This is a genomic window from Kosakonia oryzendophytica, assembly GCF_900094925.1.
GTDB classification, from domain to species: Bacteria; Pseudomonadota; Gammaproteobacteria; order Enterobacterales; family Enterobacteriaceae; genus Kosakonia; species Kosakonia oryzendophytica.
On sequence record NZ_FMAY01000004.1, the window covers coordinates 341,124 to 354,405 of the forward strand.

At 53.5% G+C, this 13,282-nt stretch carries 14 protein-coding genes; 13 read left to right on the plus strand and 1 reads right to left on the minus strand.

Features of this window, described 5'->3' with window-relative positions; all coding sequences use genetic code 11:
- Window positions 1-159 precede the first annotated feature (159 nt).
- A complete protein-coding gene (locus GA0061071_RS09795; RefSeq protein ID WP_061496769.1) occupies window positions 160-1,050 on the minus strand; it encodes a LysR family transcriptional regulator in 891 nt (296 codons plus the stop codon).
- 208 nt (window positions 1,051-1,258) lie between these two features.
- Between GA0061071_RS09795 and GA0061071_RS09800 the strand changes: the two genes are divergently transcribed.
- The 13 genes from GA0061071_RS09800 (at window position 1,259) to GA0061071_RS09860 (ending at window position 13,157) form a co-directional block, all read left to right on the plus strand.
- Window positions 1,259-1,801 (plus strand): flavodoxin family protein, encoded by a 543-nt coding sequence (locus GA0061071_RS09800; RefSeq protein ID WP_061496771.1) that lies wholly within the window; start codon window positions 1,259-1,261, stop codon window positions 1,799-1,801.
- A gap of 20 nt (window positions 1,802-1,821) precedes the next feature.
- Window positions 1,822-1,995 carry an alpha-aminoadipate/glutamate carrier protein LysW gene (locus tag GA0061071_RS09805; RefSeq protein ID WP_061496773.1) on the plus strand — a complete coding sequence of 58 codons (174 nt, stop codon included), beginning with the start codon at window positions 1,822-1,824 and terminating at the stop codon, window positions 1,993-1,995.
- A complete protein-coding gene (locus GA0061071_RS09810; protein WP_061496775.1) occupies window positions 1,995-2,849 on the plus strand; it encodes a RimK family alpha-L-glutamate ligase in 855 nt (284 codons plus the stop codon). The genes GA0061071_RS09805 and GA0061071_RS09810 overlap by 1 nt, the downstream gene beginning before the upstream one ends.
- A 13-nt stretch (window positions 2,850-2,862) precedes the next feature.
- Window positions 2,863-3,498: a hypothetical protein gene (locus tag GA0061071_RS09815; protein ID WP_061496777.1), complete on the plus strand. Its 636-nt coding sequence runs from the start codon at window positions 2,863-2,865 to the stop codon at window positions 3,496-3,498.
- Window positions 3,495-4,808, plus strand: coding sequence for a DegT/DnrJ/EryC1/StrS aminotransferase family protein (locus GA0061071_RS09820; RefSeq protein ID WP_061496779.1), 1,314 nt, complete (start codon window positions 3,495-3,497; stop codon window positions 4,806-4,808). The genes GA0061071_RS09815 and GA0061071_RS09820 overlap by 4 nt, the downstream gene beginning before the upstream one ends.
- Window positions 4,805-5,845 (plus strand): N-acetyl-gamma-glutamyl-phosphate reductase, encoded by a 1,041-nt coding sequence (gene argC, locus GA0061071_RS09825; RefSeq protein WP_061496781.1) that lies wholly within the window; start codon window positions 4,805-4,807, stop codon window positions 5,843-5,845. Before GA0061071_RS09820 ends, argC begins: the two co-directional genes overlap by 4 nt.
- Window positions 5,845-7,689, plus strand: a complete 1,845-nt coding sequence (locus GA0061071_RS09830; RefSeq protein ID WP_088237065.1) for a M20/M25/M40 family metallo-hydrolase — start codon at window positions 5,845-5,847, stop codon at window positions 7,687-7,689. The genes argC and GA0061071_RS09830 overlap by 1 nt, the downstream gene beginning before the upstream one ends.
- Window positions 7,689-8,477, plus strand: coding sequence for a 1-deoxy-D-xylulose-5-phosphate synthase N-terminal domain-containing protein (locus tag GA0061071_RS09835; protein ID WP_088237064.1), 789 nt, complete (start codon window positions 7,689-7,691; stop codon window positions 8,475-8,477). Before GA0061071_RS09830 ends, GA0061071_RS09835 begins: the two co-directional genes overlap by 1 nt.
- Window positions 8,464-9,387, plus strand: a complete 924-nt coding sequence (locus tag GA0061071_RS09840) for a transketolase family protein (RefSeq protein WP_061496786.1) — start codon at window positions 8,464-8,466, stop codon at window positions 9,385-9,387. The genes GA0061071_RS09835 and GA0061071_RS09840 overlap by 14 nt, the downstream gene beginning before the upstream one ends.
- A complete protein-coding gene (locus GA0061071_RS09845; protein ID WP_088237063.1) occupies window positions 9,384-10,610 on the plus strand; it encodes an MFS transporter in 1,227 nt (408 codons plus the stop codon). The genes GA0061071_RS09840 and GA0061071_RS09845 overlap by 4 nt, the downstream gene beginning before the upstream one ends.
- A 5-nt stretch (window positions 10,611-10,615) precedes the next feature.
- Window positions 10,616-11,851 (plus strand): ATP-grasp domain-containing protein, encoded by a 1,236-nt coding sequence (locus tag GA0061071_RS09850; RefSeq protein WP_061496790.1) that lies wholly within the window; start codon window positions 10,616-10,618, stop codon window positions 11,849-11,851.
- Window positions 11,852-11,951: 100 nt separating this feature from the next.
- A complete protein-coding gene (locus tag GA0061071_RS09855; protein WP_088237062.1) occupies window positions 11,952-12,431 on the plus strand; it encodes a tetratricopeptide repeat protein in 480 nt (159 codons plus the stop codon).
- Between the two features lie 306 nt (window positions 12,432-12,737).
- The gene (locus GA0061071_RS09860) at window positions 12,738-13,157 is read left to right on the plus strand and encodes a hypothetical protein (protein ID WP_088237061.1); all 420 of its coding nucleotides are present in this window, start codon (window positions 12,738-12,740) and stop codon (window positions 13,155-13,157) included.
- The last annotated feature ends 125 nt before the right edge of the window (window positions 13,158-13,282 follow it).

The following is a 13,282-nucleotide window of genomic DNA, read 5'->3' on the forward strand; positions in this document are numbered from 1 at the left end:
TTGATACCGATTATCATTATCAACAACAAAATGTAAAGTGAATATTTCCGCGCCGAAACTGAAAAAACATGCGCCAGCGACAACACAGAGAAAAGGAAAGAGGAGAAGGGAACGACAGCAATAGCCAGGCGAAAATGCTCGCCCGGCGGTCAGAGCAGGTTACTGCCCGATCAGGTTTTCTTCGGACAAATGTTCAATAAAGGCAGCGATCGTGGAGGGAACGGGCCGGATGGGCAAACGCAATAAATGCATCGGTCGCATCGGTGGGGTGTAATCCGGCAATACCCGGTGCAACTTGCCGGAAATAATGTCGGCTTCAAGGATCACCGCAGAATTAAACGCAATGCCCAGTCCCGACAGCGCCGCCTGGCGAACCGCATCACCGGAGTTCACAATCAGCCGTGGAATGATTTCCACTTCGTAGCGCCCCCCCGGCCCTTCCATTTGCCAGAAATGGTTTGATTGCCACTGGGTAAAACTGATGCAGTTATGTTTTGCCAGATCTTCAGGCGTCTTCGGCGTGCCATAGGCTTCAAGGTAGGCGGACGATGCCGCCAGCAACATGCGGTAGGGCGGCATGGGTAAGGCGATTAACCCCTCATCGCGCACATTGCCAATGCGAATGGCAATCTGGAAGCGCTCTTCAATCAGGTCAACACGCCGGTCAGTCAATACCAGATCGATATTCACTTCCGGATAGCGCAGCAAAAAAGGCGTTAACACCGGTGTCAGCACGCGATTACCAAACGCCACCGGCGCGCTGATGCGCAGGTCGCCCGCTACTTCATCATTCAGGCGATGAACAATGGTATCCGCTTCATGCACGGCGGAGAGGATTTGAATACCGTGTGCGTAAAAGCGTTGCCCTGCGCCGGTCAGCCCCTGGCGGCGGGTGCTGCGGTGGATCAACTGGCAACCCAGCCGCTTCTCCAGTTCGCGGATGTGTTTGCCCACCATTGCAGGGGTAATGCACATCACCTCCGCCGCGGCGGTGAAACTGCCTTTATCCGCAGAAAGGATGAACGCTTCAACGCTTTTCAGGTAGTCCATTTTTCGATACTCCGGCCGTCAGTATTTGCATGATTATAAACTGACAGTAATAAATCAATAAAAAGAATGACTATTTATCCCCTCCTGGTTTTTGCCTAATAATGCCAGCAGCACAAGACGGGATGGCGGTACTTGCCATGGTTTATGTGTGACGCATTCCCATCACGATTATCAGTGATATTCACCGCAGTGGTTCGGGGTTAAGCGCATGAGTAAATTTGTAGTATTTAATGGTAGCTCCCGCTATCCGGGCAACAGTTCCGTTATTGTTGAGAAAGTGTTCAGCGGCTTTGACGCAGAGGCATTTCGCCTTAAAGATTTTACGATCACGCAGTATGAAGATTATCGGGAAACCGATCTGAAATATAAGCCCGTCACCGATGATTACGATTATTTAATCAATAAATTTCTGCACAGCGACGTGGCCGTTTTTGTTTCGCCGGTTTACTGGTATGGCATTTCGGGAACAATGAAAGTTTTTATCGACCGTTTTTCCGAGTCTTTAAAAAAAATCCCGGACTTTCGTCAGCGCTGTCAGGGTAAAAAAATCGTCCTGATTGTGATCGGTGGTGATAATCCACAACACAAAGCGAACATTATTACCACCCAGTTCGAATACATTTGCGAATTTCTCGGCATGTCACTCTGCCACACCTTTAAAGGTGAAGCAGATCGCGCCGGTGAAATTAAGGAACAACACGAGTTTATTCTTTCCATTAAGAATTACTTTGAAAGCAACTTCATTATTTAACCTATCTTAAGGGAATTATCATGAAAGCATTTAAATGCCTGACCTGCTCATCTTCTGTTGACGTTGTTGACGATATTCTGGTTGGTGAAATTGTTGAATGCAGCGCTTGTGGACAGGAGCATGAATTAGTAAAAGATAGCAATGGCTATCACCTGGAATTTGCACCAGAGGTGGAAGAAGACTGGGGCGAATAATGGAAAGCAAACCCGCCGTCTTATTATTTGTTACCAAAGTCAGGGAAGAAGAAAAGCGCATCGTCGAATTTTTACGCCACGATGGTGCAGATGTAGAAATTATTTCCGAACAGTCTTCATGGAACGTACAGGATGTAAAACACTACGATATTGCGTTGGTGCGTTGCCTTTCACAGAGCACGGCTCTGGCGCGCGCCCGCTATATTGAAGCCGCTGGCGTTAAAGCCATTAATTCACGCCACGCGATTGAAATCTGTACGGACAAAGGATTGCAGTCGGTTCTTTTTGCCCGGCATGAAATCCCGGTGCCCGCCTGGCGGGTTGTTCATCATTACCGCGATCTCGACGGATTACTGCCGCAGTTTGGTCACCGCTTTGTGATCAAGCCCGTCAATGCTTCCTGGGGTCGCGGCGTGACATTGATTGACAGTCCGGCAAGCCTGGCTGTCTGGCTGTCCGCCAGAGAATCCGTGGATCTTAAAGGTCAGCACTTGCCGGTGCTGGTTCAGGAATATATCGAAAAGGACAACTTCGATATCCGGGTGGTGATCGTTGGCTCGCAACCTGTTGCCGCATTTAAACGGGTGTCAGAGGATAACTGGAAAACCAACACCCACCTCGGCGCAGACATTATTCCACTGGCCATTGACGATGAGATTACGCGTCTGAGTCGCGCCGTTATCCAGGTATTGGGTGAAGGCGTTTACGGCCTGGATTTAATGTTTAACACACGCACCGGACAATACGTTGTCTGCGAAGTCAACCAGAATCCCGAATTTGCCAAATCATGGAAAATTCATCAGGTTGATGTCGCTGCACTTATCGCCAGATATACCATCAACTCAATTGAGTAAATAAGGTGGAATTATGCAGTCTCAAGGAACTCATGAATTAGCAACACAGCATTTCCAGGTCTCATTCGTATTAGCACGAGTGTTAACCTCGGGCGTAATTATGAGTATCGAGAAAAATGAAAGCGAACTGAAAGGCCTGGAGAATATTTTAAAAAAATCATCCGGCAAACAGTACGCCGTCACCTACAACAGCATCAGCGGCGCTGTCATTGGCGCACTCTGGGGGCAGGATATTGTTTACGGTGGGAAGACCAATCAGCGTACCCTCGATGAGCAACAAGCGAAATTACTGAAATGGTTGGGAATTGGCCACGATAATTTATTGGCCAGACCTTATCTTTTACATACCGCAAGCTGGGACAACCTCGCCGACACAGGCAAAGCATGTCATAACGATGAGCCGGTTAATATTATTGATTTTGCCGGGCTGGGCTTCGGACCTTGCGCTGTTTTACTGACCAACTCTGAGAGCATTTATAAAAAAGCGGAACGCTTAAAAATCTTTGGCGCTTTTGATTTACGCACCATGTGGACTCAGCAAGAAACAGAAAAAGAAATTCAGCCAGGTCTGCAATTTAACTTCCGCCTCAGTCCGCTGGTCGGCGCGTGCATCAAAATGTCGCTTATTAAAATGGGGTTAAACAAATGAAGACCGATTTCATTATGACGCCGCTGGCCATGCCAGCGGATGGCGTGGTTGACCATAATCTGGCGCTCGATGGCGATGCGCCGGTCATTCCAAAAGCCAACCGTAAAACCCTTTTCCCGAATATCACCAAAGAAGATCTGTTCCAGATGATGATCTCTGTGCAGCAATCACCGCAGGATGTGGTGGCAGAGTTCGCAGAGAAATATCGCCAGCGCGTGGGCGCGGCGTATGCCATTCCGACCGCCAGCGGGACATCCAGCCTGCATCTGGCACTGATTGGCGCAGGCGTGAAACCCGGCGATGAAGTGCTGGTGCCCGCTTTTACCTTTATTGCTACCGCGCAGGCGATTGTCGCCGCCAAAGCGATCCCGATTTTTGTCGATATAACTCCCGGAACGTGGTGTATCGACCCGGCGCAACTGGAGAAAAAACTCACGCCCCGCACCAAGGCGGTAATGCCAGTGCATGTGCACGGCCTGCCTGCGGATCTCGATGCCCTGACGGAGTTCTGCCAGCGGCATAATCTGGCGTTAGTGGAAGATGCCTCCCATGCGCACTCCGCAAGCTGGCAGGGACGCCATTGCGGCACCTTTGGTGATGCCGCAGGACAAAGCTTGATGGCGGATAAGAATTTCCCGCTCGGCGGCGAAGCCGGTATTGCCTTCTTTAAAGAACGCAGCAGCTACCAACGCGCCTGCGCCTTCCTCGAAGAATCCGGTCTGGATTACAGCATGTCCTGGGTGGCGGCGGCCTTTGGCATCAGTCAACTCGCGCGTCTCGATTATTATGATGAAATCCGCCAGCGCAATGCACAGCACCTGATTGCGGAGCTTGCCACCACGCGTCTGTTCCGTGGCCCGGCCATCCCGGAAGGGGCGAAACACAGCTTCAATATGTTCCGCATCAACATCAACTGCGATTTGCCCGAGCTGGCTGGCATTCCGGAATACAAAGTCAAACAAGCCTTACAGCAGGCACTGAATGAAGAAGGGGTATTTGCGCGCGAATGGCAAAACACCCTGTTGCCCTTCCATCTCCCCTTCCAGAACCAGAAAGGGTTTGGCAAAGGTTTCCCGTTCTTCCTGGCAGAACGGAAACACTACCAGCATGAAGACTTCCCTAACGCCATGAAAATGTTGCGCAGCACGCTGGTGTTGTGTCGCGAGCTGCGCTCGCCGGTGGAGTACGAAAAACTGCGGTCCTATGTGCTCGCGTTCAAAAAAGTGGATCGCCATCTTTCCCGCATCGCGGAGATCGCCCGTCACATTGACGATGTTCCGCCCTACGAAAAGGATGCACGACTCGGATGAATACTGTCTACACAGCCGCCATTCTGGGCGGCTCCGGATTCGTTGGCGGTGAACTGTACCGCCTGTTAAGCACCCATCCGCAGATTGATGTGCAGTTTGTCTCTTCGGAGTCTAAAAAAGGGCTGCCGGTGGAACGCCAGATGCGCAGTTTCCGCCACCACAGCCATAAGCCTGGCCTGAAGTTCTCTTCAATCAGCGATATCAAAGACAACCATTACGATCTGGTCTTTTCCTGTCTGCCGAACGGTAAGCTGCCACAGAGGGTGTCGTTAGTCAGCGAACACTGTACGCGCCTGTTCAACCTGAGCGGCGACTACCGCTTTGAGGAAGAGGCGATTAACGCGGTGCACTACCCGGCCACGCCGGGCAGTTTGCCGCCGCAGGTGGTCAGCCAATATTTTGTGCCGGAATTCACCACACCCGATCCGGCGGCGACCCTCATCAACCTGCCTGGCTGTATGGCGGTGGCTTCGCTCTATGCGCTGTGGCCGCTGGTCAGCAAACAGCTGGTGACGGGCAATATCATCGTTGATGCGAAAACCGGCTCCAGCGGCGCAGGGAAAAACAGCGCCGAAACCCATGCCGAGCGTTCACACAATTTCCGCCTGCATAAAGCATTCAGCCATCGTCACGGACCGGAAGTGGCGAAATTACAACAACTGACCACCGATCCGCTGGATATCACCTTTGCGGCCTTCAGCCTCGATACCGCCAGAGGGATTTACGTCAGTGCCTACAGCACGCTCAAACCGGGCTGTACGGCGGCGGATGTACGTCAGGCATTTTTCTCGCACTACCAGCAGACGCCGTTTGTTCACTACCTGAAAAATGGCCAGGTACCCATGCTGAAAACCGTCTGTGGCACCAATCACGCCGAGGTCGCCACGCTGGTTGAGGGTGATAAGTGCCTCAGTCTCTGTTCGCTGGACAACCTGCTTAAAGGTGCGGCGGGTCAGGCGGTGCAGGCAGCAAATCTCTGGCTCGGCCTTGAGCCGTTTGTCGGGCTGGATCATCTTAACGAAGCCGGGTGGCCATAATGGATAATCTCTACGTCATCAAAGCCGGAAGCAGCACTCTGTACAGCGGCAGTGGTTTTTTCCGCGAAGTGATGGAGATCAGCCGCGCCGGCGGTAAGGTACTGGTGATCTGCGGCGGCGCGGAGGCTATCGAACGGGAGTACCGCCACCAGGAGATCGACGTCGCCTACCTGCCACTGGCGAACGGCGATCGGGTGCGCTATTGCAGCCCGGAGCACATGGACGTGATCCTCAAAGCCTACCGCGAGCGCATTGGCAACCTGATTAACCTGGCGGCGCAAACGCTGGATTTTTCTGCCTATTATCAGGTCGCTGGCGACAACCAGCTGGTGACCGGAAAACTGGGCAAGCCACTGAAAATCACCGAAGGCGGTCGCAGCCGCATTGTGCGCGACTCGCTTTATGGTGGATTCAATGACGCAAAAACCGCTGTCCTGCGTGCACTGCTGGAAAGCTATGACATTGTTTTTCTCTCACCGCCTATCTGGGAAAGCCACGCGCGTCAGTACATCAATATTGATGCCGATATGCTGGCCGCACACCTGGCGGTGGCGCTGAACGCCAACCATCTGCGCTTTGTCACCGGTACGGCGGGGATCCTGCGGGACATCAATGATAGCGCCAGCACTCTGCACGATGTCTACGCCGATGACGAACTGGCGGTAAGCGGGCGGATGAAACAGAAAGTCCGCGCCTGCCAGCTTGCGTTGCAACAGGGCGTGTGCGATATCGCCATCAATGGCCCGCACTCACTCTCTGCCACCGCCACCTGGTTCTGGCGTGGTACCGGCGTCAGCGAGCCAATGCGCTTATTGAACATGATGGTCAATATCTCATCCATTTCTGGGGATGAGTCGGTACTGGCGAACTTCCTGTCCCAGCGCCTGGCCGGTAGCGGTATCGATGCGCAGATTGACCCGGCTGGCAACCTGGTGCTGAGCAAAGGCAACGGGCCAAACACCCTGCTGATGCTCGGCCATCTGGATACCGTGCCGGGGCTGTGGCGCAGCGATGCCGGCGAGGATTTTGTCAGCGGTCGCGGCAGCGTCGACGCCAAAGGCTGCCTGGCGAACTTTATCGACGTTCTGCGACAGGTTGAGGTGCCGCCCCACGCACGTTTGCTGGTGGTGGGCGCGACCGAAGAAGAGGTGTCCTCCTCGAAAGGCGCTTACTACGTACGCGACAACTATCCCGCCAACGCGGTGATCATTGGCGAACCCAGCGGCGTGATGCATGTTGCCATTGGCTATTATGGCCTGCTGAAGATCAAAGTGACCGCGCGCAAAGGCATGGAGCACACCGCCGCACGGGACGCGAAAACCTCTATCGAACACGTTTATGAAGCCGCTGGCGCGCTGCGGGCGGTGATGAATGATTTTGACAGCAACAATATCTCCAACATCATCGGCATCACCCATCGCCACGCGCTTTCTTATGAAGAGTCACAGTTGGTGATCAATTTCCGTGTTTCGCCGGAGGCGCGCCCTGGTTACATCGAACCGCTGCTTGCGCTGAGCGGCAATGGGATCACGGTGGAGATCGAGCGCAGCACACCGGGCTATAAATCGTCACGCACCAACCCACTCTATCGCGCGCTTAACCAGGCGTTTAGTCGCGTACTAACGGACACCCCGCCGCGCCCGGTGGTGAAAAAAGGCACCTGCGACATGAATACGCTGGCGACAAGCTGGCGCAACGTACCGTTCATCGCCTATGGCCCCGGTGATTCCGCGCTGGATCATACCGACAAAGAGGTCAATTACACCGAGGATGTGCTGCTGTCGCGGCGCATTTTGCAGGAGACCGTTGTCAACTGGATGCGACTGAATGGAGGAGAGAAGTAATGGCCTCGTTGCATGAACTGCCCGCACTGGCTGCCCAGGCGCGCGGCGTGATTATTGATATCGCCGCCAGTGATGTCGGTTGTCATATTGGCGGCTCGCTGTCTGTCATCGATATTCTGCTGTACGCCCTTAACCGCTATCAGGCCGATGAGCATAACTGCGTGGTGCTGAGCAAAGGGCATGCCGCCGCTGCGCTTTATAGCGCACTGTACGTGCTCGGCTACAGCGACACCAACCCGGCGGAACACTATGGCCGCAGCGATTCACTGCTGACCGGCCACCCGAACCATAAAATTCCGCATATTCGTTTCTCTACCGGCAGCCTCGGGCACGGCATCGGCTATGCCGCAGGCTGGGCACTGGCGCAGCGTCAGTTGAAGAGCAACGGCATTGCCGTGGCGATTGGCGGTGATGGCGAGTTGCAGGAAGGGTTGTGTTGGGAAGTGCTACAGGTGCTGTCAGCGCAGGAGATCGGCAACCTCGTGTATGTCATTGATAACAATGGCGCGCAAAATGATGGTTATGTCCGGGATATCTCCCCCATCGCCGATATCAAAGCGCGTTTTGCCTCTTACCGCATGGATGTGGTGGAAATTGACGGACACGACTTCAGGCAACTGGAGCAGGCATTTTCCGCACGGCAAAACCGCGGTCTGGTGATCATCGCCAACACGGTGAAAGGCAAAGGCATTGCCGAGCTGGAGGGCAATCCGTCCTGTCACTACGCCAAACTGAAACTTCACCAGGCAATCAAATGGAAAAGGAGACTCGCCGATGCTGTCAGGTAGAGACGCGTGCAAGGATGAACTGGTTAACTGCGCGCAGGAAGACGCGAAAATAGTGTGCCTGGAGGCCGATCTTGGCGGGCGAAATCACCCTTTTCAACAGCGCTTCCCGGACCGTTTTTACAATATCGGCATCGCAGAGATGGCCGCCATCGATATGTGCACCGGGCTTGCCGCTGCCGGATTTAAACCCTTCTTCACCACCTTCGCGCCGTTCGCTGCACTGCGATGTGCGGAGGCTATCAAGCTGTCGCTCGGCTATATGGGCCAACCGATCACCGTGATTGGCGCGTATGGCGGCGTCTCTGGCGGCTGGTTTGGCACCACGCATCACAGCCTGGAAGATGTCGGTGCCGTGCGGTTGTTCCCCGGTATCCGTATCGCCTGCCCGTATGGCGAAGCTGAAACACGCCAGGTGCTGCGCAACGCCGCCCAGGGCAATGAGCCTTGTTATATCCGGCTGGGACGCAACGACGTTTACCCCGACCTTGCACGCTCGGCGGAATTCGACACGTTGATCGTTGAGCAGGATTATCGCGCCAGCCACCCTGTTACGCTGGTATCAGTAGGCGAAAAAGCCACGCAATTGTGCGTCGCCGCCAAACAGGAACTGGGTGAAATCAATCACCTGCACTTGTGTTATGTGGATAACGCTTCCCTGCACCACCTTATGCCGGATATCGCCCGGCTTGCTGGCCCGCTGCTGGTGGTGGAAGAACATCGCCGCGCGGGCAGCGTGGCAGCGGAACTGGCGCTCAGCATGCCGCATAAACAGGTGCTTTCTTACACCCCCAACGATGACTGGCCGCAGTACGGCGGCAGCCAGGACGATGTCCTGGCGGGCCTGAATTTCTCTCTTGAAAGGTTACTCACCACCATAAAAGACATTATTTATGCCAAGGAGCATGTATGAGCACGAGCTTTGCCATTTTAAAAGATCCGCGTTTCCGGGCGTTTTTTCTCTCTGATATCGTTTCAGGGTTTGGCGTCGGGATGGCGACGATCGGGGCCAACTGGTTTGTGCTGATGAAAACCGGGTCGAATCAATATGTCGGCATCCTGCTGGCGGTGAACGTAATTGCAGGGTTTGTGGCTTCCCTCTTTTCCGGGGTGATCACCGATAAATATAACCGTAAGACCGTGATCTTTTTCACCCATGCTATTCGCGCGATCTTTTTGCTGCTGCTCTTCGTCATGCTGTCGAATTTCAATTTCAATATGTACTACCTGTACGCGTTCGCCATTATTAATGGCGTCGGCTGGACGGTGTATATGTCGGCTTCGCGCAGCTTCCTGCAAGAAATTCTTGAAGAGAAAAAATATGTCACCGGCAACTCTTTGCTGGAGATCAGCTTGCAGGTCGGGATGTTTCTTGCGGCGGCAGCGTCCGGGTTTATTTATAAATACTTCAGCTTTAACGCCATTCTGCTGGTGAATGCGCTGATGTTTGTCTTCAGCGCCATCGCCATTAACCTGATTAAATACCGCGCCGTCGCCCGTGAAACCAACAGCGAAAATTACACCTTAATGCTGCGCCGCGGCTGGTCATTCCTCTATGAAAACAAAGGCATTTTCGTGCTTGGCGTCGTGTCGATTGTGCCGCTGATTGTCACCATGATCTATAACGTGGTGCTGCCGGACTACGTGAACAACACCCTGCAACGGGATAGCGTCACTTTCGGTTTTGCGGATATGTCTTACGGCATTGGCGGGTTGCTTTCCGGGATCATGATGTCGTCGCTGGCCATGAAGCTGGACGCCCGCAAATTAATCAGCGCCTTCTTTGTTCTGGCCTGCATCAACCTGTTATTCCTCAGCCAGAACAGCTTCGTCTTTAATTTATATCTGTGCAGCCTGTTACTGGGTCTGTGCAACTCTTCACTGCGTATCTTAATGAACTCCCTGCTGATGCAAACCGTGCCAAAAGATTATATGGGGCGTTCGATGGCGGTGTGGATCGGTATTTCCCTGATCTGCCAGTGCCTCTTCTCACTGTTTATTGGTTCCTACCTCGATCAGCATGGCGCAATGATTGGCATTGTGATCATGGCGCTGATGATGGGGGCGGGATTCGTCATGTTTGTTCTTAATCAACTGTTGCTCTCAAAAAAGCATCCTGAAAATTTACAGGGGTAACGACCATGTCAGATAAAAAAGTCATTTTTTTGGTTGAGCCGAGTTTCTTCGGCGTCAGTTTTGCCCGTGAGGCACACAAAGCAGGTTTCTACGTTGTGGTGCTGGTTTCGGCAAAAGACAACCCACAGCTCTATGGTTACGAAGGCGAATACGATGATTTGCTGGTCTGTGATATCCGCGATGCGGATTCCATCTACCAGGCCATCTATAGCAGCCCGTATAAACGCATCGACGCGATGATTTCGGCAACGGACTATGCCATGGCGACCACCGCCGAGGCGGCGCAGCGTTTAAACATTCCTTGCATCAGCCATGAAACGGCGACGCTGGCACGTAACAAAGATTTGGCCCGTATTCGCTACAGCGAACGCGGCGTGCCGAGCGCACAGTTTAAAATTGTCCACCGGTTGGGAGAAGCGGAAGACGCGGCGGCAACTATTGGCTATCCGGTGGTACTGAAACCCACCAATACGGCCAGCAGCCAGAACGTCTTTTTTATTAACGATCGCCAGCAACTGCGCGACGCATTTAAAGTGCTGGAAAATTTCACCACCAGCTACATGGGCTTCAGCGTGCGCAAAGAGTACCTGGTGGAAGAGTATCTGGAAGGGCCGGAATTCAGCGTTGAGATCTTCTTAACCCACGGCGAAGTGGTCTTCGCGGAAGTAACCGAAAAAGTCACGTCGCCGCTGCCTTACTTTGTTGAAATGTTCCACATCTTCCCGACGTCTGTACTGGAAGATAAAAAACCGCAGATGATTGAAGTGGCGCGCCAGGCGCTGGAGGCTATCGGCTTCACCAACGGCCCGGCGCACGTTGAGGTGAAATACACCCAAACCGGGCCGCGTATCGTTGAGGTCAACGGCCGACCGGGCGGCGATAATATTACCTCCGATCTGATCCCTGGCGCCTACCACCTCAACATTTTCCGCCAGGCGGTGTTTAATGCGCTGAAACTGCCGGTGGACTTTACGGTGGAAAAACCGATGAGCTGCGCAGTAGGCTATATCTGCGCCGATCGTGACGGCGTGTTAGCGTCTATTGAGAACCTTGCCAGCGTGCAACACGATCACGCGGTGCTGCGCTCCGCCATCAGCGTCAGACCGGGTGATAACGTCGTGGTGCCGAAAAGCTCCGATGACCGGTTAGGGTATTTTATTGTGCAGGCGGAAACCCCGGCCAAAGCGAAAGCCAAGATCACCGAACTGATCGGCAAATTGAAACTGACCTACCGTAACTAATATCCGGACGCAGCCCCTCTCCCTTCTGCGGGAGGGGCACATTGCTAACCCCTGCCGCCTGTTCTATAACGTAAATCCTCTTCATCAACGGATCCCGATAATGGACACCAGGTTACAAGCCGCCATTGCCCTGCGCAAACAGGGCGAACATGAGCAAAGCCGGCAACTGTTACAGGCGCTGACTACCGAGTCGGAACTGCGCGCTCTCGCCTTTTTACATCTGGCTTGGTCTTACGATAACCAGGGTCTGGAGCAGGAAGCCGAGCACAGCTACCTTGCCGCTCTGGACGCAGGGTTGGATGAAGAAGATCGGTTCGAAGCTCAGTTTGGCCTCGCCTCCACCTGGCGCTGCCTTGGCAAATATCAGCAAGCCAAAGTACTGTTCGAAGAGATAATGATCGCATGGCCGCAGGCGACGGAAGTCAGGCCGTTTTACGCATTATGCCTGTACAACCTGGGTGAACATGAATGCGCAGTCAGCGTGTTGCTGGCGTCTGTGGCACAACACCCCGATGAACGTACAGCGCCCTATCAAGAGGTTCTGCGCTATTACGCGCAGAACCCGGATCAACGCTGGTAACCGAAAGCCTGATAATCCTGGCAACGTGAGGGGTGAGGGGAAAAACGACATTACGTTAACCCGCCAATAATTACCTGCTTGATCCCCTGAGAACATAGCTCTACGCACCCCGTAAACCTGTGCCAGCGTGTGCGGGGTGATCACGTCACCCGACGCACCATTTGGATACAGAAACGATTATTTGCCTTGCTTCCCCTGCCGCTTAACATCCTGATTCGTTTTCTGTTGCTCTGACATAGTTTTTAACGGCTTTTCATCAGCATGATGGATTACCCTCATGCCCTGCCCTGTTTTACGGATACCACCATGAAATATCCTCTGCTGCTGTTGCTCGGTCTGTTCTCAACGGCTCATGCCAACGATGCGATTAAGCTTAATTGCCCGATGCGTGGCACACTGACGGTGTCGTTTTTTGATTACCATCTGATCACGATGAAGTGGGGCGATCATTTTCAGGTCGCCTCCGGTAAAGAGCAGGGACATACCACCGCCGGCGTGCCGTTCTGGAGCACGACGTTTGGTAACGGCGACAACCTCGCCTTCTTTCCGAACTCCGGCTCGTATTATCTGTTTTATGCAGGTTCACAGGAGCCAGTGCTGTGTACCGAGGTGGGAAGCTATGCTTACCCGGTGATCACACCGCCACGCTATGAGAACAACGGCGGTGTAACGGAGAGCCAGGCGAAACGAACAGAAGATGATGTGGTACTGCACCCGGCGGCGTAGTTTTCTCGTTTTCCCCTCACCCTTGCCCTCTCCCCAAAGGGGAGAGGGGATGAAAAAACAGACCACTCTTCCCCAACGGAGAGGGGATGAAAAAACAGACCACCTTTCCCCGACGGAGAGGGGAT

What these genes read in the sequence shown, in the direction of transcription:
- GA0061071_RS09815 (WP_061496777.1), top strand. Translation starts at nt 2,863, where the DNA reads ATGCAGTCTCAAGGAACTCATGAATTAGCAACACAGCATTTCCAGGTC.
- argC (WP_061496781.1), top strand. Translation starts at nt 4,805, where the DNA reads ATGAATACTGTCTACACAGCCGCCATTCTGGGCGGCTCCGGATTCGTT.
- GA0061071_RS09845 (WP_088237063.1), top strand. Translation starts at nt 9,384, where the DNA reads ATGAGCACGAGCTTTGCCATTTTAAAAGATCCGCGTTTCCGGGCGTTT.
- GA0061071_RS09820 (WP_061496779.1), top strand. Translation starts at nt 3,495, where the DNA reads ATGAAGACCGATTTCATTATGACGCCGCTGGCCATGCCAGCGGATGGC.
- GA0061071_RS09855 (WP_088237062.1), top strand. Translation starts at nt 11,952, where the DNA reads ATGGACACCAGGTTACAAGCCGCCATTGCCCTGCGCAAACAGGGCGAA.
- GA0061071_RS09830 (WP_088237065.1), top strand. Translation starts at nt 5,845, where the DNA reads ATGGATAATCTCTACGTCATCAAAGCCGGAAGCAGCACTCTGTACAGC.
- GA0061071_RS09835 (WP_088237064.1), top strand. Translation starts at nt 7,689, where the DNA reads ATGGCCTCGTTGCATGAACTGCCCGCACTGGCTGCCCAGGCGCGCGGC.
- GA0061071_RS09860 (WP_088237061.1), top strand. Translation starts at nt 12,738, where the DNA reads ATGAAATATCCTCTGCTGCTGTTGCTCGGTCTGTTCTCAACGGCTCAT.
- GA0061071_RS09810 (WP_061496775.1), top strand. Translation starts at nt 1,995, where the DNA reads ATGGAAAGCAAACCCGCCGTCTTATTATTTGTTACCAAAGTCAGGGAA.
- GA0061071_RS09840 (WP_061496786.1), top strand. Translation starts at nt 8,464, where the DNA reads ATGCTGTCAGGTAGAGACGCGTGCAAGGATGAACTGGTTAACTGCGCG.
- GA0061071_RS09795 (WP_061496769.1), bottom strand. Translation starts at nt 1,050, where the DNA reads ATGGACTACCTGAAAAGCGTTGAAGCGTTCATCCTTTCTGCGGATAAA.
- GA0061071_RS09805 (WP_061496773.1), top strand. Translation starts at nt 1,822, where the DNA reads ATGAAAGCATTTAAATGCCTGACCTGCTCATCTTCTGTTGACGTTGTT.
- GA0061071_RS09850 (WP_061496790.1), top strand. Translation starts at nt 10,616, where the DNA reads ATGTCAGATAAAAAAGTCATTTTTTTGGTTGAGCCGAGTTTCTTCGGC.
- GA0061071_RS09800 (WP_061496771.1), top strand. Translation starts at nt 1,259, where the DNA reads ATGAGTAAATTTGTAGTATTTAATGGTAGCTCCCGCTATCCGGGCAAC.